This window comes from Fictibacillus aquaticus, from assembly GCF_002245695.1.
GTDB classification, from domain to species: Bacteria; Bacillota; Bacilli; order Bacillales; family Fictibacillaceae; genus Fictibacillus; species Fictibacillus aquaticus.
The window spans coordinates 139,382-162,854 of the sequence record NZ_NOII01000002.1; the positions used below are offsets into that span (position 1 = coordinate 139,382).

The window sequence follows — 23,473 nt, forward strand, 5'->3', positions numbered from 1 at the left end:
ATAGCAAATATTTTTATTCTAAAAAGTCTTTTAAACGTTTGCTGCGGCTTGGATGGCGCAGTTTTCTGAGGGCTTTTGCTTCTATCTGACGGATACGCTCGCGGGTGACGCCGAAGACTTTCCCGACTTCCTCCAGTGTACGCGTCCGCCCGTCATCAAGTCCGAAACGCAGACGGAGAACATTTTCCTCACGGTCTGTCAGTGTATCAAGTACATCTTCCAGCTGTTCTTTAAGCAGTTCATAAGCAGCAGCTTCAGAAGGGGCAAGAGCGTCCTGGTCTTCAATAAAATCACCAAGATGAGAATCGTCTTCTTCCCCAATTGGAGTTTCCAAAGAAACTGGCTCTTGTGCAATCTTCAGGATTTCCCTGACTTTATCCGGCGTGAGCTCCATCTCTGCACCGATCTCTTCTGGAGAAGGCTCTCTTCCTAAGTCTTGCAGAAGCTGGCGCTGAACACGAATCAGCTTGTTGATCGTCTCTACCATGTGAACCGGTATACGAATCGTACGAGCCTGATCGGCAATCGCACGAGTGATAGCCTGGCGGATCCACCATGTTGCATATGTGCTGAACTTGAATCCTTTGCGGTAATCAAATTTTTCTACCGCTTTAATGAGACCCATGTTACCTTCTTGAATCAGATCAAGAAACAGCATTCCACGTCCGACATAGCGCTTTGCAATACTTACTACGAGACGTAAGTTTGCTTCAGCGAGCCTTCTTTTCGCTTCTTCGTCACCATCTTCAATCCGGTTAGCAAGCTCAATTTCTTCCTCAGCAGATAGCAGGTCTACTCGCCCGATTTCCTTAAGATACATCCGTACAGGGTCGTTAATCTTTACCCCTGGAGGAACGCTGAGGTCGTTCAGATCGAATTCCTCTTCTTCTTTTCCGATGACAAATTTAGGATCTTCATCTTCGTCATCATCAGAATCGGTCTCATCATTAACTTCTACACCTTGCTCTTCAAGGTAATGGAAAAACTCATCCATCTGTTCAGAATCCTGATCAAACGGGGCAAGTTTATTCGTGATTTCCTTAAATGTTAAGCCGCCTCTTTTTTTACCTGCTTCAACTAACTGTTCTTTAACTTGATCGATGGTTAATTCGCCTTCCGCCGCCTGACGGTTTGGTTTTTCAGCCATTCGATCCCCTCCTTCCACTGCATCGCAAAAAGCTGAAACGCTCTATAATAATTTTTTGAGTTCAAGAATTTCTACTGCAATCCTGGCGGCACCGGCCCAATCCTGCTGCCGTTCCGCTTCTTTTCTCCGGCTTTCCATTTCCTGAACCTTTACATGTAAAGGATAGGAAGAAACTCTTTTAATATAATCATAAAATGCTTGATCACTCATTTCATCGCTGATGGTCAGCATGGCCAATTCTGTCACGATTTTTCTGAGTTTCTCATCATGCACTCTCTGCACGAACAGCCCGATGTCAGGAGCATGGCCTTCCTCGTAAAAAGCATACAGATAGGCAGCCAGTGCCTGATGCTCTTCAAGGTTGAACCCCTCTTCAAGCTCCTCTTGAATCCTTTGGGCATATTCCGCGCTTTTAAGCATGTATGCCAAGAGCATACGTTCAGCGTTATGGTGTTTTGGCAGCAGCGGCTTCTGCATAAGGGTCTGTACTTTAAATTTATTATCCCTGTTTTTAGGGCTGCTATCCTGCTGCTTTTTAAACTGCCGCTGCATTTGACCTTGCTGCTGCTTAAGCGCGTCGAGAGAAAGGTTAAATTCAGATGCTATCTGACGGAGATAATGGTCCCGTTCAACCGCCTTAGGCAGCGCGGATATCTCCTTAATGATTTCTTCGATATAGAGCATCCGTTCTCCTTCATCCCGGAGATTTTTGCCCCTTCGATAATATCGAATCTTAAATCCCATAACCGTCATGCTCGCCCCTATTATATCCGTGACAAATTTGTCAGAGCCATATTTCTGGATATAGTCATCAGGATCCATCCCATCGGGCATTTGTGCGATCTTCACCGCACAGTCTGCTTTTTCGAGGATTTGAGAAGCACGAAAAGCGGCTTCTACACCAGCGCGATCAGAATCATAGCATATTGTGACTGTTTGAGCATTCCGTTTTAAAACTGCTGCCTGTTCTTCGGTCAATGATGTACCGAGTGTGGCCACTCCGTTCAGCACTCCCGCCCGATATGCAGCGATCGTATCAACATAGCCTTCAAAAACAACAGCATGCTGAGTCTTTCTGATTTCCGGCCGGGCGGCATGCAGGTTATAAAGGTTTTTGCCCTTTTGAAAGATTTTTGTTTCCGGGCTGTTTAAATATTTCGGCTCATCATCGCCAAGAACCCTTCCGCCAAACGCGATAACTGTGCCGTTACGGTCATGGATCGGAAACATGATTCTGTCTCGGAACCTGTCAAAATGCTTTCCGTCAAACTGTCTTTTTGCCAGCAATCCAGCCTGTTCAGCAAGCAGCAGAGATTGCTCCCGTTTTTGCAGAAAAGATACCGCAGTATCCCACGCAGGAGGAGCATACCCGATCTGAAATCTGGTAATCACGTCCTCTGTAAAGCCGCGCTTGACCAAATATTCGAGTGCCTGTTTCCCATGAGCCGTTTTCGTGAGCAGATGGTGGTAGAGCTTAGACAGCAGTTCGTGAATGCCAGCCATCTCTTTCTTCTCATCTTTCTGTCCATTTCTCTCGGTGCGGCTTGCTGCGTTCGGGAGTTCTATCCCCGTTTTCTGGGCAAGCTGTGAAACAGCCTCGATAAATGTATACCCTTCTATGTTCATTAGAAACGAATAAACGTTTCCTCCAGATCCGCATCCAAAGCAATGATAAATCTGTTTGTCGGGCGAGACTGAAAAAGATGGCGATTTTTCACCATGAAAGGGGCAAAGGCCAAAGTAATTCCGGCCCTGCTTCTTTAAAGAGACATATTCGCTCACGACATCAACAATGTCATTCGAAGTCCTAATTTGTTCAATCGTTTCTTCAGGTATTCGTTCCAATGTTTTCACCGCTAACTCGCTTCTTCTTCTTTTCTGACAGCTTATAAGAATTCGTGCTTCAGCTGTCAATTCCTTCGTCATTCGACAATATTTTTTTCAGTGAAGAAGTAAAACTCATTAAATCCTCTTCGGTAAATCTTGGAGGTCCCTTCGTCCTGCTTCCCGCCTTTCTCGCTTTCGCTGACAGGTAGCGGTCTTGAAGGAGATTGCCGATATTAAATTCAGTATAAATTCTTCCTCTTGGTGAAAGCACATGCACACCCTTCGGAAGAAGCAGACTGGCAAGTCCATAATCCTGCGTGACAACAATATCATGCTTTGCAGAATGGTTGATAATGTACATATCTGCCTCTTCTTTAACTGCATCGACAAAAACCCATTTCCCGCCTAACCGCTCAGAACCAGCATGAGCGAGTGAAGCAACAAAGATGAGATCAGCATGAGATTGGCGGCATATGTCCAATACGGCTTTTTTTACAGAAACCGGACATGCATCGGCATCTATTATCATTCGCTTTTTGTTTGAATTTTTCATAGTGTTAAGTTCTACAAACTTCTCCAGAATCCTTCATTCATTCTATTTTGTCGAAGAAAAACACATTTTGCTGTCCTGATAATGCTATTAATCTTTATTTTAGGACAAAATTCGCACTTTTAATCACAATATTATATTATAAGCAACCATCAGGCTAAATACCAGCAAAAACTACCGAAAAAAATTTAAAGATTTCTCGCTGAAGCGCAGCCAAGGAAATCATAAAAAAAGACTCTTTTCAAAAAGAGTGTTGCTATTAAACGGTTTATTCGTAGAAAGTTCAGCGGAGTTGCCACTGAAGTGTATCTTCAACACCTAATTCATGGCTTTTTCAATTTGAGGATTAATCGCTGTGGCTGGCATATTCGCTTGATCCTCTCGAATACATCATCGATAAAGTTGATCGGAGTGTAAGGTGCCGACTCCAGCGGGACTAGTGGGACAGGTGAGACCCTTTAGGGCGCGTAGCGGCAAAGGGGCTCACCGCCCGCCCCGCGGAAAGCGTGCACCTGAAACGGAGATCAACTACTTCTCTGAATTCTTTCATTTCAATATAACTTGCGAAAACAGCCAAATAAAAAAACGCGGACTGCTTTCCGCGTTTATTTATACGTTTTTCCCTGATATAGATTGTATATGAGATTCGCTGATTCTTCCACCGCTTTGTTTGAAACATCAACAACTCGGCATCCGATCTTGTCAATGGTTTTATTAAAATAGTCCAGTTCTTGCTTAATCCTGCTAATGTTGGCGTAGTTTGCCTCTGCATTCAGTCCAAGCGCCTTCAGTCTTTCTATTCGAATATCGTTCAGCTTTTCCGGTGTGATTCTAAGACCAAAGCAGCGATGAGAAGGGACCGTAAAGAGTTCTTCAGGAGGTTCCACTTCTGGGACGATCGGCACGTTGGCTACTTTCAATCTCTTATGAGCCAAATATTGAGACAGCGGAGTTTTAGATGTACGGGAAACTCCGATAAGTATGACATCCGCTTTGAGGATTCCCCGCGGATCGCGGCCATCATCGTATTTAACTGCAAACTCAATCGCTTCTACTTTTCTAAAATAATCATCGTCAAGCTTATGGACTACACCTGGCTCGTACCTGGGCGTCTGCTTCAGCCTGATTTGAAGCTGATTCATCATTGGGCCCATGATGTCAACAGCCGATACGCCAGCTTCTGCCGCCCTTCTTTCAAGATGCTGCTTCATCGCAGGAACAACGAGTGTATAAGCGATGATTCCGCTGCATTCCGAAGCTAGCGAGATCACTTCCTCGATTGTTTGAGTATCTTCTACATAGGGCACACGCTTAATTTCAATCCCGCCGGAATTGAATTGGCTTGCTGCCGCTTTAACAACTAATTCAGCCGTTTCGCCTACAGAATCGGAAACGACGTATACAATGGGGCGATCAGAAACCATAACTGCCTCCTTTTGCTTTATATAATTTCATCTCTGGCAAGCTCAACAAACGCTTTTGTGATGTTTGTTTTCGTTACCCTTCCAACTACCTCTAGACCTTTTCCATCTTCAGCTTGCTTAACTACAGGAAGGCCGTCGATCTGCTTGTCAATCAGCTTATGCGCGACTTCAAGCAAATAATCTTCTTTGAAACAGTACGTGATGTTAGGCATTCTTGTCATGATAATATTGATGGGGATCGTGTTCATGTCCTGCTTTCCCATACTCGCGCGAAGCAAATCCTTCCGTGATACGACTCCGGCAAGCTGTCCGCTTTTATTGCTGATGTACAGCGTTCCAACATCTTCAAGGAACATCGTCACTATCGCTTCATACACGGTGGCTGATTCTTGTATGACGACTGGCATAGAGGAATACTCGCCAACTTTAATCTTTTTCACTTTTTCGGTCAGAAGCTGAGAACCTGTCTTTCCTGTATAAAAATAGCCGACTCTCGGCCGCGCGTCAAGATATCCAGCCATCGTTAAAATTGCTAGATCCGGTCTTAAAGTCGCGCGTGTGAGCTCTAGCTTTTCGGCAATCTGCTCGCCTGTGATAGGGCCGCGGTCTTTTACAATGCTTAGTATCTTTTCCTGCCTTTTATTGAGTTCGATCGTTAACACCACCCTGGCTTCTTCAAATGTGTTATACTCTTACGAAATATTATAACCTATTTACCTGTCAAAATGGGAAAAAAATAAACCTGCAATCATGTGCAGGTCAAAGTTCAAACTGATTCAGCTGGTTTAAAAACTTTTTTGACTTCAAAAAAACGCCAAGGTACTCTTCCATATACGCATCCATTACGGCACGAAGCTCTTTTTTTGTTTCCTTTTTTACAGATACATTTCCAAGTCTGCTGATATCGAGGTTAGAGAACAGGTATAAAATTTTGACAGCCCCAGCTGACAGCTTCAGATGGTAAGGATCCTGATGCATGCACCGGCTGCAAAGGAAACCGCCTTCCCTTACTGAGAAGACAAAGTCCCCTTCCTGCGTTCCGCACTGTACGCATTGTGAAACTTGCGGTTTGACCCCGCCTATCATCAGCATCTTCATTTCAAAGAGCAGGGTAATGATTTCAGGGTCCGTTCCTTCATCAATGAATCGAAGAGATTGATAAAAATGTTCAAACAAATAGGGGTTTTTCTTATTTCCTTCAGCCACTTTATCGAGCAGTTCCGAAATATAAGCACTATAAGAAGTTTTAATAAGATCTTCCCGAATCGATCGAAAACTTTCAAGCACTTCTCCCTGATTCAATGTGCCAAGGCCTGATCCCTTTTGAAAAACGTACATTCCATATGTAAAAAGCTGCACAACAGAAGAGAGGCGGCTTTTTGTTTTTTTAGCCCCTCTCGCCATTACGCCTATTTTCCCAGCTTCTCTTGTAAATAATGTAACGATGACATTTGATTCGCCGTATGGAACCGTTTTAATCACGATTCCTTCCGCCTTGATAATCAAATCAATCACTCCCACCCATAGGGATGAGGCATCCTATTACTGCAAAGGCAGATCTTCACTTTCTTCAGCTTTGAATGTAAAAGAAAAATCGCCTTCGCCTTCGAGCTCTTTAAACAATAAATAGGTATCAATGTTACCTGTTTCGCAAAACACTTTCCAGGTAAAATCCTTCATGGACAAGCCACACCCTTCTGCATTGTTTTGTTCACTCTGTTATATATAGGTTGCCGTTATTGCCGTTTAACATGTGATGGAAAATTTCCCAATTTTTCTTTAATATTCGTCTTGGCTGAAACCGAACTCTCTCAGCTGTTTTTGCTTATTGCGCCAGTCGGTCTGCACTTTAACGAACAGTTCAAGAAATACTTTTGTGCCAAGCAAGGTCTCAATGTCCTTCCTTGCTCTCTGCCCGATTTCCTTGAGCATCTTCCCACCCTTGCCGATGACGATGCCTTTTTGTGAATCGCGTTCGACAATGATGGCAGCCTGGACAAAAACGGCGCGTCCTCCCTCTCGTTCTTTCATCTGTTCGATCACAACGGCGATAGAATGAGGAACCTCCTCGCGAGTCAAGTGCAATGCTTTTTCTCTGATCAGCTCAGCAGTGATGAACCTTTCAGGATGATCTGTCACTTGGTCTTCCGGATAATATTGCGGTCCTTCTTCCATATACGAAAGAATCTGATCCATCAATGTGCTAACGTTGTTTCCTTGAAGAGCAGAAATAGGGATGACCTCGGCAACATTTAGCTTTTTCCGGTAATCATCTATGAGCGGAAGAAGCTTGTCAGGGTGAACAAGATCAATCTTGTTCACTACTAGGAATATGGGACTTTGAACATTTTCAAGACGATCGATGATGAACTGGTCACCGCGCCCGTATCCTTCATCCGCATTGATGACAAATAGAATCAGATCCACTTCGTTCAAAGTCTGCTGGGCGATCTTCGTCATGAAGTCACCTAGCTTGTGCTTCGGCTTGTGAATACCCGGTGTATCGATAAAAACCACTTGCGCGTCTTCTCTCGTATACACCGCCTGGATTTTATTTCTTGTTGTCTGAGGCTTGTCGCTCATAATGGCGATTTTCTGGCCTATCACCTTATTGAGCAATGTCGATTTACCGACATTCGGCCTGCCGATTATCGTGACAAAACCGGATTTGTAATTCTCTTTAATCATTTAAATCCTCCGCGGAAAAAGCTCCTGGCAGCAGTTCTTTTACAGTAATTTCCTGCACATCTCCGTTCAGGTTAGTCAAATAAACTATCATCTCAGGAGGACAAAGCTCAGATATAACTTGCCTGCACGCTCCGCACGGCGGAACTGGGCGCTTTGTATCTGCGACAACTGCCATCGCTTTATAATTTTTGTCGCCTTCTGAATACGCTTTAAATAAAGCGGTGCGTTCAGCACAGTTGCACAGGCTGTAGGCAGCGTTTTCAATATTAGAGCCAATATACACTTTATCATCTGCAGTTAAAAGGGCTGCCCCTACTTTAAACTTTGAATACGGGACATAAGCAAGTTCGCGTGCGCGCTTCGCTTCTTCCATCAATTGTTTTTTATCCATGATATCACCTTCCAGCGTTCCATTGCTTTATGATTTCTACTGCCGGCGGAAAAAATAGCAGTAAACCGATTATAACAGCAAAAAGCGAAAAAACCAAAACTGCGCCTGCTGCAGCATCCTTTGCTATTTTGGCTGTTGGGTGAAGCTCCTTCGTGACAAGGTCTACAGCCTTTTCTATCGCCGTATTGACAAGCTCTAACGCCAGTACAGCACCAATTATGAATAACAGCAGACAAAATTTCCATAACGAAAAATCAAGCACCGCGGCTGCTGTAATGACCGCGATGCTGACAATGCAGTGAATCCTGAAATTTTGCTCTGAACTGAAGGCATATCGTATTCCTGACGCTGCATACGCGAAGCTTTTAAACAGTTTCCCAACAGAAAACCTCATTTTACCGCTCCAGTTTCAGAGAGGAAAGAATCTCCTCTTGCCTTGAAAACATGATTTTTTCCTCCTCATCTGTCATATGGTCATAACCAAGCAGGTGAAGGAATCCGTGTACTGCCAGAAAACCTAGCTCGCGGTCGATTGAATGCCCATAGTCTTCAGCCTGATCCTTCGCAACGTCATGGCAGATTATAATGTCGCCCAGCATTCTTTGCAGATCAGCACCCTTGATATGAAGTTCTTCATCTCCTTCTTCCATCGCGAAGGAAATAACATCTGTCGGCTTATCTTTCCCTCGATATTCAGAATTAATTTCCTGAATTCGTTCACGGGTAACAAACGTGACAGATACCTCTGCAGCTCCTGTATTTTCTATAACAGCCGCTTTCTCTAAAACAGTTGATATGAATTCCTTATCTTTGTCTGTCAGTTTATCTGTCTCATCTAAAAAATCGATATGCAAAATCATTTCGGTTCCACCTTCTTCATTTCTTCAGGATATTCGATTCGGGAATGAAAGATCCCTTTTAGCGTATTACTCAGCGTCGTTGCAACTGTATCCAGTTCTTTCAGTGTGATGTCACATTCATCGAACTGCCCGTCTTCTAGCCGTTCAGCGATGATTTTTTTGATGATCTGTTCGATTTTCACAGGCGTTGGCCTGCTCAGAGACCGGACAGCCGCTTCGACTGCATCAGAAACACCAATGATAGCCGTCTCTTTCGTCTGTGCTTTCGGACCGGGATATCTGAATTCGCTCTCGCTGATTTCTTTGTCAGACTGCTGGCACGCTTTATGGTAGAAATATTTAAGCAATGTCGTGCCATGATGCTGTTCAGCAATATCAACGATCTCTTTGGGCAGTTTAAACTCTCGTATCATGTCGGCACCATCATAAGGATGAGCAGTGATGATCGTCTTGCTCAAATGAGGTGCGATCTTGTCATGAGGATTCTCCATGTTCATCTGATTCTCGATAAAAAAATGAGGCCGTTTAGCCTTGCCGACATCGTGATAATACGATCCAACTCTGGCCAGGAGACCGTTCGCTCCGACTGATTCACAGGCCGCCTCAGACAAGTTGGCCACCATGATGCTGTGGTGGTAAGTGCCTGGTGCTTCCATCAGCACTTTTCTCAGGAGTGGGTGGTTCGGGTTGGATAGCTCAATTAATTTTGCTGTCGAGAGAATCCCAAACCATGATTCGATCACTGGAAGCAGCCCGAGTGTAAGAACTGATGACAAAAAGCCGGATATAAAAGCGGCACCAAGTTCAGCCCCTGTTTCTGCAGCAGAGTACGTGCCATCCTGAACAAGAAGGATAAAAAGAACACTGCAGATGTTTACGAATGATACAAAAAAACCTGCTCTGATAATTTTATTCTTAATATGCTTCTTTCCTAGGTAAACCACTCCGGCAATGCCGCTTATTAATATATAAAGTGCCATCACAAAATTAAAGCTGCTTGCCGAATTTTCATTAAAGATCAGAGCTGCACAAAGAGATAGAACGATATTCGTCACAAGCGCCAGCTGTTCGCTGAAAAGCATCTTCAGCATCATGGTCCCTGCTGCGATCGGAACGATAAAATAAAGATACATGTGGCCGGAAATCCCCGCAAGGCTGACGACCTTCATCATGATAAGAGAAAAAAGGAACAAAATCACGTATATGACAGCATGCTTCTTATTGTTATCTTTATTAAAGCTGTCTTTCACAAAATAATATAAGCCAGCTAGTAAAAGGATGATAAAAAGGAGAAGGCCGATAAAAGGTTTGTAGCTGATTTTCTTGCTTGTCAATCCTGCTAGTTCGAGCCGCTTGTACACTTCAGCAGTTACAAGGTCTCCTTCAGATACAATGACCTCACCTTCCTTAATCTCTGCCTGCTGAACACTGTCTCTCGCTTCTTTTCGTTTTACCCTCGTTTTTTCATAATCAAGCACTTTGTTGTGGATAATGAAAGACTGGGTCAGCTCTACTGCTGCATCCTTCAGATCATCTGGGTATGAGGCGTTCTGGCTGATAATCTGTTCAGCGTTTTCTCTTGCAGTCTGCACCTTGCTCAGCTCAATTTCCTCGTTCATCAAAGAGCTGATGACCGACGTTGAAAGAGTCTTAACCGATTCCAGCCTGTCACTTGAAGCATTGAACAAAACACCGAGGGATGCAGGAGAGACCTGAGCATCTCCTTTCACATCATTGATCTGTGAAATCTTTTCATCCATGGTCAGCTTCGCTTCATCTTTTTTCTTTTTTGCTTCTACTTCGTTTATTTTTTGGATTGCATCCAATAACTCTGTAAGCTTCCGCGCCTGTTCCAACCCAGCGCCTTTATCATAATAATAAATGTCTTCAACAGCTGTTTCTGCTTTGCGTTTTCTTTCTTCTGTCTCGTTTTCAAGAATAACCGCCTTAGGAGAACGTATATCCGCAGGTGAAGGCTCAAGCAAAGTAACATCCACTTTTTCTGGGGTAACATTGCTGAACATGACTGTAAACATAACAGCTCCTACTATAAAAAACCATGCGAGTAACATATTTATTCTGACTGAATTAAGGTATTGACGCCATTGTTTCAATTACGGTTCCCCCTACAAAAACCTTCTTTTGAACATTTTAACAAAAAGTGGACATTCTTGGTATCTAATTCACCTTTATGCAAAAGAAAGGCTGCCCTGGCGATAACGCAGGACAGCCTTAAATAATTTTTCCGCAATGTTTAAACCGAAGACTCTTCTTGTTCATAAGCAGAAATAATTTTTTGCACGAGCGGGTGTCTTACTACGTCCAGCTGCCTCAGTTGAATGAAAGCGATGCCAGGAACAAGAGAAAGAGTTTTTTCTGCTACTTTTAAGCCGGACTGCTTTCCTTTTGGCAGATCAATTTGTGTCGTGTCCCCCGTCACCACCATTTTCGAGCCGAAGCCGAGACGGGTCAGGAACATTTTCATCTGTTCAGGCGTCGTATTTTGGGCTTCATCGAGGATGACGAAGCATTCATCAAGCGTACGGCCCCTCATATAGGCTAATGGCGCTATTTCAATAATCCCGCGTTCGATGAGTCTCTCCGTATGTTCAGCTCCTAGAAGGTCATGCAGGGCATCATAGAGAGGACGCAAGTATGGATCGACCTTTTCTTTAAGGTCACCAGGAAGGAAGCCCAAGCTTTCACCGGCTTCTACTGCCGGCCGGGTGAGGACGATCTTCTTTATCCTGCCTTCCTTTAGAGCCGATACTGCCATCACGACAGCAAGATAGGTTTTCCCTGTTCCTGCCGGTCCAATCCCGAACACCATGTCTCTTTTTTTCAATGCAGACACATAATGCCTCTGTCCGAGCGTCTTGGCACGAATGGATTTTCCTTTTGCAGTCTGTGTGATTTCCTCTTCATATAGCTCTGTAAGTTCCTCGAGCAGGTCCTTTTCAGACAGCTGGATGGCATACACGATATCCCGTTCAGAAATATGTATTCCTTTACGGATCAGCCCTAAAAGGACGAGAAGAACATCTTCAATCTGCGCCATCTTTCTTTCATCGGCAGAAGAGATGGAAACAGCTTCTCCTCTAGTGAAAATAGCCACACCAAGTTTTTCTTCAATCACTTTTAAGTAGGCATCGTTCGGTCCGAAAAGGGCAAGTGCTTCACTTGGATTTTCCAGATGTAAACGATTTAGCTTTTTCGTTTCTGACAAACTACTCATTCTCCTTGTTGGATAGGTATAGGTTGTACAGATGCAATGTTTTCAATTACCAGATACAGCATCGTTAGTTTAACTTTACCATCTGAAAGGGATTTGCGCCAAACCTTTTCTTCCAATATCTCTGCTCCTTCAGGCAGCTTTTTAAGAAGATCCTGCGAAGCCATGTGCCTTGCCACTTTTTCCGCTTCCTCAGCAGAGTATTCTCTTTTTACTCCATCCGTTTCCCTGACCTGCTCTTTTACGTAAGAAACAGGTATCTCCCATTTCAGAAAACGCACATTTTTTTCATCCCTGCTTTTTGTGGAATGTTTATAATCATCCTTAGAAAACCCCCAAACTGGAACAGGCAATTTTCCGAAAGAAATAAAATGATGATCCGTTTTCTTGCCTGTATAAGTGCTGAATGTTGTGGAAAGAGGGATCTCCACCTGAGACTGATACCATACTTCTCCCATCACTTTGCCTTTTGCACTGACAAGCTTCGCATGCTTGTCTTTTCCGATGTATCCTGATACGAGCAGCGATCCTTTTTTAACAGAATCATTTACCCTGATAAGAGGCTGTCCCTTCTCAACGAACAGATCGTGTATGACAGCATCCTTTGCAGCGACAAGGTGCTGCGGACCGTGGACAGGAGGCTTGTACGGCAGTTCTTTTTCAACTACCTGAAAATGATAGGCTGTCCCCTTTTGGGTAACACCAATCCACGTAACGTTATCCATCTGATCGGTCAGCTTTTTTTGCAGCTGCCTTGCATCCGGAAGGAAAAAAATCAGCTTTCCTTTTTTCACCCCTATAGCTGCTGCTGCTTTACGAAGCTCGTATTCCGTCTTAGCATTTGCTCCTGTCACATTAATATTCCAGACCATATTTGATAAAAGAAGCAAGATAGCCAAAAATGAAGTTAGTCCTATAATGATGCCGTTCCTTTTCCAAAGCTTTTTAACAAGAAATGGTGTTCCTTTCTTTTCAATGAACCTTATTTTCGTTTTCGTGCCTTTAAGTATTGCCCTAGCCTCTTTTACCCGTGATAACGGAAGACTGCAGGTGAAGGAAGATTCTGATACCCTTCTTATGTCCCAGACAGGGAGCCGCTTTTCCATGCAGTCATTCAAAAACTGGTTCCCTCCAGGACCGACTACCGCAATCTTCACATAACCGCCAAGCTTCTCATTCCACCCTGCTTTCATCTGCTCGCCCCCTTTCCTCTTTCCTGCACTTGCTGATCCGAAAAGCGCACACCAGATATTTTGCCTTCAAGCAATATCTCTTCCGGCATTACTGTCTTTATCAAGAAGCCCTCCCCTTCTATTACCAGTACGCCCTGCTTTAGTTTCAGCTTCAGCTCTTCGTTGGAAAAAGCGAGCACACCTCTATGATTTTCAATGTATATATGCAGCTGGCCAATCATCGTAATTCTCGGCAAGTCCATGACTACATCAGCCGGGAGGTCCATTTTCTGCATCATCCATTTACTGACCTGCTGCCGCCACTTTGACATAAAAAAACCCCCTTCTCATTCATTTTTATGAGCGAAGGGGGTAAACTATCACATTTAGAAGTGAAAACAAAGAGAAAAGAACATATAAAAACGCCCTGCGGATTATCCGCAAGGCGCTGTTTCGTTGTTATTAAGATAAATGCTGCTGGACGAGACGATTGACAAGTCCGCCGTCTGCTTTCCCTTTTACCTTCGGCATAAGGGCGCCCATCACTTTTCCCATGTCAGCTTTGGAGGATGCCCCAACTTCCGCAATGGTTGATGTTACAATCTCGTTTAGCTCATCTTCGGAAAGCTGTGCCGGCATATAATCAGTCAGAACAACAATCTCTTCTTTTAAGCTGGACGCTAAATCGTCGCGGCCTGCTTTTTCAAATTCCTGGAGGGAGTCTTTTCTTTGTTTCATTTCGCGAGTCAAGACATTAAGCTCTTCCTCCTCGTTCAAATCGCGGCCAGTCTTTATGGCTTCGTTTTGAATGGATGCTTTCACCATACGGATTACAGAAAGCTTTTGCTTATTCTTGTCTTTCATCGCTTGCTTCATATCTTGATTGAGTTGATCAAGAAGACTCATAGGCTGTAACACCCTCTCTTAGAACTTGCGCTTTCGAGCTGCCTCAGCCTTCTTCTTACGCTTTACGCTAGGCTTTTCGTAATGTTTGCGCTTTTTAACTTCAGCCAAAGTTCCATCTTTGGAAACGGATCTTTTAAAACGACGAAGAGCATCTTCAATGGATTCGTTCTTGCGAACACGAGTTTCTGACATTGTATATCCCTCCCTCCAGACCACCCTTACAGAATAAGTAAGAATGCGTCACATATCTTAGGATATTATAATATATCCTGCCCAGACGGTCAACTTCCTTTTTTGAGATGACAAGATGTTGTTTTCATCCTTTATGCTGATCTCGTTTTACGTGTGCAGCTGAGTTTGCAGGATATAAAATGCAGGCACTGTAACCCGTCTAATGTCTTAATAAAAATATTATGTAATCATTGATCTGGAGCAAGGTTTGCATAAATTTTTTTTGTGAAAAATTTTGAGATCATGCTTTAAAGCATTCTAAGCAGTCATTATATATCGACTAGATGGTACCAAAACTCATTTGTAAGAAAACAAAAAAATCAGGAGAAAGAATAATTTCTCCTGATTTCGATCTTTTTTAGTAATCTGTTTTTGCTGTTTCGCCTTTTACGATAGAAACGCCTGCACTTGCTCCAATACGTGTAGCACCTGCTTCGATCATTGCTTCAACGCCTGCACGGTCACGCACGCCTCCAGAAGCTTTAACACCGATGTCAGGACCTACTGTCTTGCGCATCAAGCGAATGTCTTCAACTGTTGCTCCGCCAGTAGAGAAGCCAGTAGATGTTTTAACATAATCGATTCCTGCTTTAACGGCAATCTCACACGCTTTAACTTTTTCTTCATCCGTAAGAAGTGAAGTTTCGATGATTGCTTTAGTTAATGCTTTTCCTTTCGCTGCTTCAACTACAGCAAGCACGTCTTTTTCAACAAGCTCATAGTTGCCGTCTTTGAGTGCGCCGATGTTGATGACCATATCCACTTCTGTTGCTCCGTTTTCAATCGCATTCTTTGTTTCGAATGCTTTTACTTCAGGAGTGTTCGCTCCAAGAGGGAACCCGATAACTGTACAAACAGCTACATCGGAACCTTTTAATTCTTCAAATGCAGTATATACCCAAGTAGGATTTACGCAGACAGAAAAAAAGTTATACTCTTTTGCTTCTTGGCAAAGAGTGAGGATTTGTTCTTTAGTTGTTTCAGCTTTTAAAGCTGTGTGGTCGATCATTTTTGCGATGTTTACATTAGTCATGCAAACCATCCTTTCTTTCAAATAAAATTTTTACTTTCGTATCATAACAAAACTTTCGACAAAAATCGAGAAAATAATGGATGCCACATAAAACAAACCCGGCATTGGGCCGGGATTGAACTGAAATTAAGCCTGGGAGGCTTGCTGAAGGAATAACTCGTCTTCAATTTTCACAAATTGACCCTCACTATAAGGGTATCCAGCTTTTGTGATTTTTACTTTTGCCAATTTGCCGATCATGTCTTCACTGCCGCGGAACACGACTTTAAGATAGTTCGGTGTATAGCCGACAAAATAACCGGGCATCTCTTTCGACTCTTCTTCAGGAATTACCTCAACAACTTGATCTTCGTATGCAGAGGCATATTCCTTGGCAAGCTGATCTGAAAGAGCGATCAATCGATGCACGCGTTCATTTTTAACATCCTCAGGAACCTGATCATCCATTTTGGCAGCAGGAGTCCCTGTACGCTTTGAATAAGGGAAAACATGAAGCTCCATAAACTGATGATCACGGATAAAATCATATGTTTCCATAAATTCTTCTTCTGTTTCGCCTGGGAACCCTACAATCACATCTGATGTGACGGCTAATCCAGGCAAAGCCTCCTTCAAGCGGTCCAGACGCTCTCCGAACATTTCCATACTGTATTTTCTTCTCATACGCTGAAGAACAGTATTGGAGCCAGACTGAAGCGGAATATGAAGATGAGGCACAACCTTATCTGAACGCCTGATAACATCGATCACTTCGTCTGAGATCTGGCTAGCTTCGATGGACGAGATACGGATTCGCTTAAGTCCATGAACTTTTTCATCCAGATCTGAAAGCAGCATCGCAAAATTGTAATCCTTCATATCTTCGCCGTAGCCGGCAGTGTGAATTCCTGTCAGGACAATTTCTTTATAGCCGGCATCAACCAGCTGCTGAGCCTGAGCAAGAACTTCTTCGGGCTTGCGTGAACGAAGAAGACCGCGAGCCCATGGGATTATGCAGAAGGTACAGAAGTTGTTACAGCCTTCCTGTATTTTCAAGGACGCTCTCGTCCTGTCCGTGAAAGCAGGAACATCGAGTTCTTCATAAAGGCGTGCCTTCATGATGTTGCTGACGCCGTTGATCGGCATCCGTTCTTCTTTATATTGCTCGATATAAGAGAGCATCTTCGACCGGTCCTGTGTTCCTACAACCACGTCAACGCCAGGAATGGCCATGATTTCCGCAGGAGAAGTCTGGGCATAACATCCTGTCACACAGATAACAGCATCCGGATTAGAACGGATCGCTCTGCGGATAACCTGACGGCTCTTTTTATCTCCAGTATTGGTTACAGTACACGTGTTGATTACATAAACATCGGCAGAGTGTTCAAACTCTGCTCTTTCATAGCCTTCTGCCTTAAAAAGCTGCCAGATGGCTTCAGTTTCGTAATGATTAACTTTACACCCTAATGTATGAAATGCAACGGATGGCATAAACCTCACCCCATTAATTCAAAATGATAAGAAATAGCAGAAAGCATATACAAAGATGCTGTTTCGGTCCTTAAAATCCTTGGACCGAGACCGCACAGCAGAAAACCGTGCGACTCGAGAGCAGCAGCCTCTCTTTCTGACAAGCCGCCTTCAGGACCGACTGCACATAAAATAGAGTCTCCTGGGCTGGCATTGCTGAGAGCAGCAGCAAACAATGAATGTTCACTGCTTTTGGCGCTTTCCTCATATGCAGCGATTTTAATAGTATACTGTTCCGCCATATTTAGCAAATCTTGAAAAGAACCTGGGGAATGCACGGCCGGGACGACCGAGCGGTGTGCTTGTTCCGCTGCTTCCTTAGCAATTTTTCCAAGACGTTCTATTTTTTTTGCGCCCTTTTTTTCATCCCATTTAACGATAGCCCGGGAAGATGAAAAAGGAAAAAATGATGAAGCCCCAAGCTCAGTGCCTTTTTGGACAATCATATCGAGCTTGTCTCCCTTAGGAAGACCTTGCGCGATGCAGACGCTTACCGGCAGACTGGAACGGTCCTCATAAGTTTCGAGAACCTTGCATTCCGCTTGTTGAGGAGTGACATCAATAAGTTCGCACACCATGGACATCCCTGAATTGTCGCTGCAAACGACCTTATCTCCTGGTGCCATCCTCATCACTCTAGCTATATGTGACGCATCATCCCCAGTGATCGTGATGTGCACCCCTGTTTTCTGCTCCGGTTTTATAAAATAGCGCTGCATGACTGTACCAACTTTCTTAACTGTTTTTTCGTGAGATGATAGCAACCCAGTCTTCCATCTCGAGCACTTCTACGATAGTAAACCCTGCTCTTGCCATATCATCTTTTACATCCTGCTTTTTCCCTTGAATAATGCCCGAGGTGATGAAGTATCCCCCAGGCTTTAAAACATTGGCAGCATCGTCAGTGAAACGAAGGATAATCTCTGCAAGGATGTTTGCGACCACTACATCGTATGGTCCTTCTACTCCTTTTAGCAGATCATTCTGTTTAGCATGTGCAGTCTGCTGAACTTTGTTTAATTTAATGTTCAGTCTGGCGCTGTTTACAGCCACTTCGTCAAGGTCAAAGGCATCAACAGAGGAGGCACCGAGCAAAGCAGCTGCGATGCTTAAAACTCCGGAACCTGTCCCAACATCGGCTACTTTATCTTCAGTTTTCAAGTATTTCTCGAGTGCTTGAAGACTCATCACTGTTGTTGGATGAGTACCTGTGCCAAACGCCATTCCCGGATCAAGTTCAATGATCAGTTCGTCTGAACTTACAGGGCTATAGTCTTCCCAAGTCGGGGTAATAGTGATTTTCTCAGAAACTTTAACTGGCTTATAGTATTTTTTCCAAGCAGTCGCCCATTCTTCTTCATTCACTTCTGAAATAGACACCATGTTTGCCCCAAGGTCGATATCAAAAGTAATAAGGTTGTTGACAGCCTGCTTGATCTCTTCCACTGTTTCTCCCAAAAAGCTGTTTACCGGCAAATAAGCTTTCAAGATAACACCTTCTGCCGGATAGTCGTTTGGATTGAGATGATAGATCTCACCGAAAACAGAATTTCTTTCTTTCATTAAGTCAGCGACGTCCTCGATCACGACTCCGCTCGCTCCTGCCTCGTGCAATATATTAGACACAGGCTCGACAGCTTCTTGTGTTGTGTGAATACTGATTTCAGACCATTTCATCCAATCACTCCATCCCTTGAATTAGCAGGTTATTCTCACTTGAAAGCACGCTTAACTTTATCGAAAAAACTGTCATTGTGTTCATCCGGCGTCGATCCGCTGATCTCAGCAAAGTCGCGGAGAAGCTGTTTTTGTTTTTCCGTCAGCTTAGTTGGTGTGATGACCTTGATCTGAATATGCTGATCACCCTGACCTCGGCCGTGAACATTTTTCACGCCTTTTCCTCGAAGCCTGAAGTGAGTACCCGACTGTGTGCCCGCAGGTACTTTCAGTTTCACTTTTCCATATAAAGTAGGCACTTCGATTTCATCGCCGAGTGCTGCCTGAGCAAACGTGATCGGCATATCGCAATAGATATCATCTCCATCACGCTCGAAAAATTCATGTTGAGCAACTTGGAACACAACATAAAGATCTCCTGAAGGACCTCCATTGACTCCTGGCTCGCCATGGCCTGACATCCTGATCTGCTGGCCGTTGTCGACACCTGCAGGGACCTTGACTGATATTTTTTTCGTTTTGCGGACTTTTCCGGCTCCATGACAAGTGCCGCACTTTTCTTTAATAATCTTCCCTTTACCAGAGCAGTATTGACACACTCTGCGGTTTACGATGCGGCCGAACGGCGTGTTTTGCTCCACGTTAAGCTGTCCTGAGCCACCGCAATGAGAGCATGTGTCCGGCTTTGTGCCAGGCTTTGCTCCTGAACCGTGGCAAGTGCCGCAGTCTTCTTCTTTTGGTATCTGAATTTCTGTTTCCTTACCAAAAACCGCTTCTTCAAACGACAGCCTCATGGAATATTGAAGGTCATTCCCTTGACGAGGTGCGTTCGGGTTGCGGCTGCGTCCTCCGCCGCCGCCAAAGAACATATCAAAAATGTCGCCAAAGCCGCCAAAATCCCCGCCTCCGCCAAAGCCCTGATTCGGGTCAGTATGGCCAAACTGGTCGTAATGCGCCTTTTTCTGGCTGTCGCTCAGCGTTTCGTATGCTTCTTTTACCTCTTTAAACTTTTCCTCAGCATCCGCCTCTTTATTAACATCGGGATGATACTGTCGTGCCAGTTTACGATAAGCTTTCTTGATCTCATCACTTGATGCATCTTTTCCTAAACCAAGAACTTCATAATAATCTCGTTTACTCAAAAGAAATCAACTCCCGCTCATTTCACATAAAAATTATCTTACCATCATAAACCAAGAGACTCAAGGACTATAAAGCTCTCTTGTCAGTAAAAAAAGCCAAAGCCAAGATATGCCTGACTTTGACTTTTCATCACTTTAATTACTTCTTTTCGCTGTCGTCTACTTCTTCAAACTCAGCATCGACTACGTTGTCATCTTTTTTCGCTTGGCCTTCTTCACCTTGAGCAGCTTGCGCCTGCTTTGCTGCATCTTCATAAAGCTTAACAGAAAGCTGCTGAACGATTTCGTTAAGTGCGTCTTTCGCAGTCTTGATAGCTTCGATATCTCCGCCTTCAAGTTCTTTCTTCAATGTTTCTTTCGCTTCCTGAGCTTTAGCAACTTCAGCTTCGTCCACTTTTCCTTCAAGGTCTTTCAGCGTCTTCTCTACAGTAAAGATCAGCTGATCCGCTTCGTTGCGTGTTTCAACTTCTTCACGCTTTTTCTTATCTGCTTCAGCGTTCTCTTCCGCGTCTTTTACCATGCGTTCGATCTCGTCATCAGATAGACCTGATGAAGATTTAATTGTGATCGATTGTTCTTTATTTGTCCCCATGTCTTTCGCACGAACGTTTACGATACCATTCGCATCGATGTCAAAGCTGACTTCGATCTGCGGAATTCCCCGCGGAGCAGGAGGAATGTCTGACAATTGGAAACGTCCAAGCGTTTTATTGTGTGCTGCCATCTCGCGCTCACCCTGGAGGACATGAATGTCTACAGAAGTCTGGTTGTCTGCTGCTGTTGAGAACACTTGTGATTTGGACGTAGGAATCGTAGTGTTGCGGTCGATCAGACGAGTAAACACGCCTCCCATTGTTTCGATTCCAAGTGATAGCGGTGTTACATCTAATAGAACGACGTCTTTCACATCACCAGCAAGGACTCCGCCTTGAATAGCAGCACCAAGTGCTACCACTTCATCCGGGTTAACGCCTTTATGAGGATCTTTGCCTGTAAATTTCTTGATCGCTTCCTGTACAGCAGGAATACGAGTAGAACCGCCGACAAGGATTACCTTATCAATATCAGATGGAGACATGCCGGCATCGTTAAGCGCTTGGCGTGTCGGCCCCATTGTACGCTCTACCAATTCTGCAGAAAGGTCTTCAAACTTTGCACGCGATAATGACACTTCCAAGTGCTTAGGTCCTGAAGCATCAGCTGTGATGAAAGGAAGAGAAATCTGTGTCGTTGTTACACCAGAGAGATCTTTCTTCGCTTTTTCAGCAGCATCTTTCAAACGCTGAAGAGCCATTTTGTCTTTTGAAAGGTCAATGCCGTTTTCTTTCTTGAATTCAGCTACAAGGTAATCGATAATAACTTGGTCAAAATCATCTCCGCCTAGCTTGTTATCTCCGTGAGTTGCTTTAACTTCGAAGAACCCGTCTCCAAGCTCAAGGATGGATACGTCAAACGTTCCGCCCCCAAGGTCGAATACAAGAATCGTCTGATCTTCGTCTTTTTCAAGTCCATAAGCAAGAGCTGCTGCTGTCGGCTCGTTAACGATACGTTCAACAGTAAGACCTGCGATCTGGCCGGCATCTTTTGTAGCCTGGCGCTGTGCATCATTAAAGTATGCGGGAACTGTAATAACCGCACGCTCAACTTTCTCACCAAGATAGTCTTCAGCGTATGACTTCAATTTTTGAAGGATGATTGCAGAAACTTCCTGCGGAGTATACTCTTTTCCTTCTGCTTCTACTTTATAATCCGTCCCCATGTGACGCTTGATAGACATGATCGTGTTAGGGTTCGTTACTGCCTGGCGCTTAGCCACTTCCCCCACTGAACGTTCTCCGTCTTTAAACGCAACAACAGATGGAGTTGTTCTGTTTCCTTCAGGGTTCGGGATAACGACAGCTTCTCCGCCTTCCATTACAGCGATACAGGAGTTTGTTGTTCCAAGGTCAATACCAATAATTTTGCTCATTGAAATACCCTCCAATTCATTATGTAGCCCCCGCCTTTTTATGCGTTGACTTTTACCATTGCCGGCCTTACGACTCGGTCTTTCAGGCGGTAGCCTTTTTGCAGTTCTTCAACTACGGTGTTCTTTTCGAACGATTCATCTTCTACCTGCATTACAGCTTGGTGAAGATTAGGGTCGAATGTCTGTCCGATGGTGTCGATCTGTTCAAGACCTTCATTCTTGCATGCTTCTTGAATCTGGCGGTAGACCATACTCATTCCTGAAAGAAGGTTTGCGGTCTGCTCATTATCAGATTCAAACTGCAGCGCACGTTCAAAGTTATCCAGAGCAGGCAATAGCTGCTCGATCAGACTCATCGACTTATATTTCAAGCTTGCCGCTTGTTCTTCTCTCGTTCGGCGGCGGAAATTATCATAGTCCGCCTGCACGCGGAGGAGACGCTGGCTGCTTTCTTCAAGCTGCTTTTCAAGTTCCGCGATACGTGCCTCTTCTGCAGTGACTTCTGGTTCAAATCCAGAGTTTTCTGCCTCAAATTCCACGCTATCATCAGATTCTGTGTCTAAATTAGATACTTCTTCTTCTGTCTGCTGGTTGATTTGATCTTCGTGTTTCATGCTTTGTCACCTCCCCAAAAAGATAAGCGCGTTCTACCACTGGCTAAAACGGTTTGTCAGCCTGGCTGAGATTTCACTCGACAGCATATCGAGCATCATGATGACGCGTTTGTAATCCATGCGTGTCGGGCCGATCAATGAGATAGACCCCAGATGCTTGCCGTGCACCGAATATGAAGCATTGATGATGCTGCAGTTATGCGCAGCTTCAAGCTGGTTTTCTCGTCCAATTTTAACCGTAATACCGTCAGATGGCTCTGCCACAAGGTGACGGATCAGGTCTTTTGTTTCGAGCATTTCCAGCACGGCGCGAACTTTCTCTACGTCTTTGAATTCGGGTTGAGAAAGAATATTAGTCTTTCCGCCGAAAAACAGTTTATCTTTCTTCGACCATCGCAGCATTTTAGAAAGTGCATCCTGCATATTTTCAAAGCTTCTGACATGAGAATGCAAGACACTGCTGATTTCACTTTTCAATCGGCTGTCCAGTTCAACGAGAGGGACACCGGATAATCTTTCGTTCAGTATGTTGACAAGCTTTTCAAGATCCCCTGGTTCAACAGCATCAGGAAGCATAATATGCCTGTTCTCCACATGGCCAGTATTAGTAATGAATATGGCTACAGCCATGTTCCCTGTGATCGGAACGATCTGCAGATGCTTCAACGTCATATCGTAAGCCTGAGGACCAAGGATTACAGCCGTATAGTTTGTCAGTTCTGACAAAATACGGGCTGATTCATCGAAAAGCTTTTCAGTTTCTTCCACTTTATCCGTGAACATGCTTTGCAGCCGTTCAAGATCTTCCCGAAGGAGCGGAGTTTTAGGAAGCAGATTGTCAACATAGAAGCGGTATCCCTTTTCTGAAGGAATACGTCCGGATGAAGTGTGTGTTTTTTCAATAAAACCTAGTTCTTCAAGATCTGCGAGTTCATTGCGGATCGTAGCGGGACTAAAAGATACATCTTCTCTTTTTGAGATGGTACGGGAGCCGACCGGTTCAACATGAAGGATATAATCATCGATTAAAACCTGCAAAATAAACAATTGACGGTCTGTCAGCATTGCCCTCACCTCTCTGCAAATATTTGCTTTTAA

25 protein-coding genes are annotated in these 23,473 nt (G+C 44.2%); all 25 read right to left on the reverse strand.

Translation table 11 applies throughout. From position 1 onward, the window contains the following. Positions 1 to 13: 13 nt before the first annotated feature. Positions 14 to 1,147, reverse strand: a complete 1,134-nt coding sequence (gene rpoD, locus CGZ90_RS08615) for an RNA polymerase sigma factor RpoD (RefSeq protein ID WP_094251976.1) — start codon at positions 1,145 to 1,147, stop codon at positions 14 to 16. 42 nt (positions 1,148 to 1,189) lie between these two features. Continuing rightward, positions 1,190 to 2,992 carry a DNA primase gene (gene dnaG / locus CGZ90_RS08620; RefSeq protein WP_240515393.1) on the reverse strand — a complete coding sequence of 601 codons (1,803 nt, stop codon included), beginning with the start codon at positions 2,990 to 2,992 and terminating at the stop codon, positions 1,190 to 1,192. Positions 2,993 to 3,050: 58 nt separating this feature from the next. After that, a complete protein-coding gene (locus CGZ90_RS08625; RefSeq protein ID WP_094251978.1) occupies positions 3,051 to 3,527 on the reverse strand; it encodes a YaiI/YqxD family protein in 477 nt (158 codons plus the stop codon). 602 nt (positions 3,528 to 4,129) lie between these two features. Then, positions 4,130 to 4,948: a pyruvate, water dikinase regulatory protein gene (locus CGZ90_RS08630; protein WP_094251979.1), complete on the reverse strand. Its 819-nt coding sequence runs from the start codon at positions 4,946 to 4,948 to the stop codon at positions 4,130 to 4,132. 17 nt (positions 4,949 to 4,965) lie between these two features. Further along, positions 4,966 to 5,613, reverse strand: coding sequence for a transcriptional regulator CcpN (gene ccpN / locus CGZ90_RS08635; RefSeq protein ID WP_094251980.1), 648 nt, complete (start codon positions 5,611 to 5,613; stop codon positions 4,966 to 4,968). A gap of 94 nt (positions 5,614 to 5,707) precedes the next feature. Continuing rightward, a complete protein-coding gene (gene recO / locus CGZ90_RS08640) occupies positions 5,708 to 6,454 on the reverse strand; it encodes a DNA repair protein RecO (protein WP_094251981.1) in 747 nt (248 codons plus the stop codon). Positions 6,455 to 6,490: 36 nt separating this feature from the next. Beyond that, entirely contained in the window at positions 6,491 to 6,628 is a 138-nt protein-coding gene (locus CGZ90_RS08645; RefSeq protein WP_094251982.1) for a YqzL family protein, read from the reverse strand. A 99-nt stretch (positions 6,629 to 6,727) separates the two neighbouring features. Next, the gene (era, locus tag CGZ90_RS08650) at positions 6,728 to 7,636 is read right to left on the reverse strand and encodes a GTPase Era (protein ID WP_094251983.1); all 909 of its coding nucleotides are present in this window, start codon (positions 7,634 to 7,636) and stop codon (positions 6,728 to 6,730) included. After that, a complete protein-coding gene (locus CGZ90_RS08655; RefSeq protein ID WP_094251984.1) occupies positions 7,629 to 8,027 on the reverse strand; it encodes a cytidine deaminase in 399 nt (132 codons plus the stop codon). Before CGZ90_RS08655 ends, era begins: the two co-directional genes overlap by 8 nt. A gap of 4 nt (positions 8,028 to 8,031) precedes the next feature. Beyond that, on the reverse strand, positions 8,032 to 8,421 hold the full coding sequence (locus CGZ90_RS08660) for a diacylglycerol kinase family protein (RefSeq protein ID WP_094251985.1): 390 nt from the start codon (positions 8,419 to 8,421) through the stop codon (positions 8,032 to 8,034). 1 nt (position 8,422) lies between these two features. Further along, positions 8,423 to 8,887, reverse strand: coding sequence for an rRNA maturation RNase YbeY (ybeY, locus tag CGZ90_RS08665; RefSeq protein ID WP_094251986.1), 465 nt, complete (start codon positions 8,885 to 8,887; stop codon positions 8,423 to 8,425). Beyond that, positions 8,884 to 10,923 (reverse strand): HD family phosphohydrolase, encoded by a 2,040-nt coding sequence (locus CGZ90_RS08670; protein ID WP_240515394.1) that lies wholly within the window; start codon positions 10,921 to 10,923, stop codon positions 8,884 to 8,886. Before CGZ90_RS08670 ends, ybeY begins: the two co-directional genes overlap by 4 nt. A gap of 218 nt (positions 10,924 to 11,141) precedes the next feature. Next, complete coding sequence (locus CGZ90_RS08675) at positions 11,142 to 12,113, reverse strand: PhoH family protein (RefSeq protein ID WP_240515395.1); 972 nt, start codon at positions 12,111 to 12,113, stop codon at positions 11,142 to 11,144. 5 nt (positions 12,114 to 12,118) lie between these two features. Beyond that, the gene (gene yqfD, locus CGZ90_RS08680; protein WP_094251988.1) at positions 12,119 to 13,312 is read right to left on the reverse strand and encodes a sporulation protein YqfD; all 1,194 of its coding nucleotides are present in this window, start codon (positions 13,310 to 13,312) and stop codon (positions 12,119 to 12,121) included. Further along, positions 13,309 to 13,623, reverse strand: a complete 315-nt coding sequence (yqfC, locus tag CGZ90_RS08685; RefSeq protein WP_094251989.1) for a sporulation protein YqfC — start codon at positions 13,621 to 13,623, stop codon at positions 13,309 to 13,311. Before yqfC ends, yqfD begins: the two co-directional genes overlap by 4 nt. Positions 13,624 to 13,753: 130 nt before the next feature. Further along, the gene (locus tag CGZ90_RS08690; RefSeq protein WP_094251990.1) at positions 13,754 to 14,197 is read right to left on the reverse strand and encodes a GatB/YqeY domain-containing protein; all 444 of its coding nucleotides are present in this window, start codon (positions 14,195 to 14,197) and stop codon (positions 13,754 to 13,756) included. Between the two features lie 18 nt (positions 14,198 to 14,215). After that, positions 14,216 to 14,389 (reverse strand): 30S ribosomal protein S21, encoded by a 174-nt coding sequence (gene rpsU, locus CGZ90_RS08695; protein ID WP_094251991.1) that lies wholly within the window; start codon positions 14,387 to 14,389, stop codon positions 14,216 to 14,218. Positions 14,390 to 14,786: 397 nt separating this feature from the next. Further along, the gene (deoC, locus tag CGZ90_RS08700; RefSeq protein ID WP_094251992.1) at positions 14,787 to 15,461 is read right to left on the reverse strand and encodes a deoxyribose-phosphate aldolase; all 675 of its coding nucleotides are present in this window, start codon (positions 15,459 to 15,461) and stop codon (positions 14,787 to 14,789) included. A gap of 126 nt (positions 15,462 to 15,587) precedes the next feature. Further along, positions 15,588 to 16,934, reverse strand: coding sequence for a tRNA (N(6)-L-threonylcarbamoyladenosine(37)-C(2))-methylthiotransferase MtaB (gene mtaB, locus CGZ90_RS08705; protein ID WP_094251993.1), 1,347 nt, complete (start codon positions 16,932 to 16,934; stop codon positions 15,588 to 15,590). A 5-nt stretch (positions 16,935 to 16,939) separates the two neighbouring features. Next, on the reverse strand, positions 16,940 to 17,692 hold the full coding sequence (locus tag CGZ90_RS08710; RefSeq protein ID WP_094252451.1) for a 16S rRNA (uracil(1498)-N(3))-methyltransferase: 753 nt from the start codon (positions 17,690 to 17,692) through the stop codon (positions 16,940 to 16,942). A 16-nt stretch (positions 17,693 to 17,708) separates the two neighbouring features. Then, a complete protein-coding gene (prmA, locus tag CGZ90_RS08715) occupies positions 17,709 to 18,650 on the reverse strand; it encodes a 50S ribosomal protein L11 methyltransferase (RefSeq protein ID WP_094251994.1) in 942 nt (313 codons plus the stop codon). Between the two features lie 35 nt (positions 18,651 to 18,685). Next, entirely contained in the window at positions 18,686 to 19,792 is a 1,107-nt protein-coding gene (dnaJ, locus tag CGZ90_RS08720) for a molecular chaperone DnaJ (protein ID WP_094251995.1), read from the reverse strand. 139 nt (positions 19,793 to 19,931) lie between these two features. Beyond that, positions 19,932 to 21,761, reverse strand: coding sequence for a molecular chaperone DnaK (gene dnaK, locus CGZ90_RS08725; protein ID WP_094251996.1), 1,830 nt, complete (start codon positions 21,759 to 21,761; stop codon positions 19,932 to 19,934). A gap of 38 nt (positions 21,762 to 21,799) precedes the next feature. Next, positions 21,800 to 22,375 (reverse strand): nucleotide exchange factor GrpE, encoded by a 576-nt coding sequence (gene grpE / locus CGZ90_RS08730; protein ID WP_094251997.1) that lies wholly within the window; start codon positions 22,373 to 22,375, stop codon positions 21,800 to 21,802. Positions 22,376 to 22,408: 33 nt separating this feature from the next. Further along, the gene (hrcA, locus tag CGZ90_RS08735) at positions 22,409 to 23,440 is read right to left on the reverse strand and encodes a heat-inducible transcriptional repressor HrcA (protein ID WP_094251998.1); all 1,032 of its coding nucleotides are present in this window, start codon (positions 23,438 to 23,440) and stop codon (positions 22,409 to 22,411) included. Positions 23,441 to 23,473 lie beyond the last annotated feature (33 nt).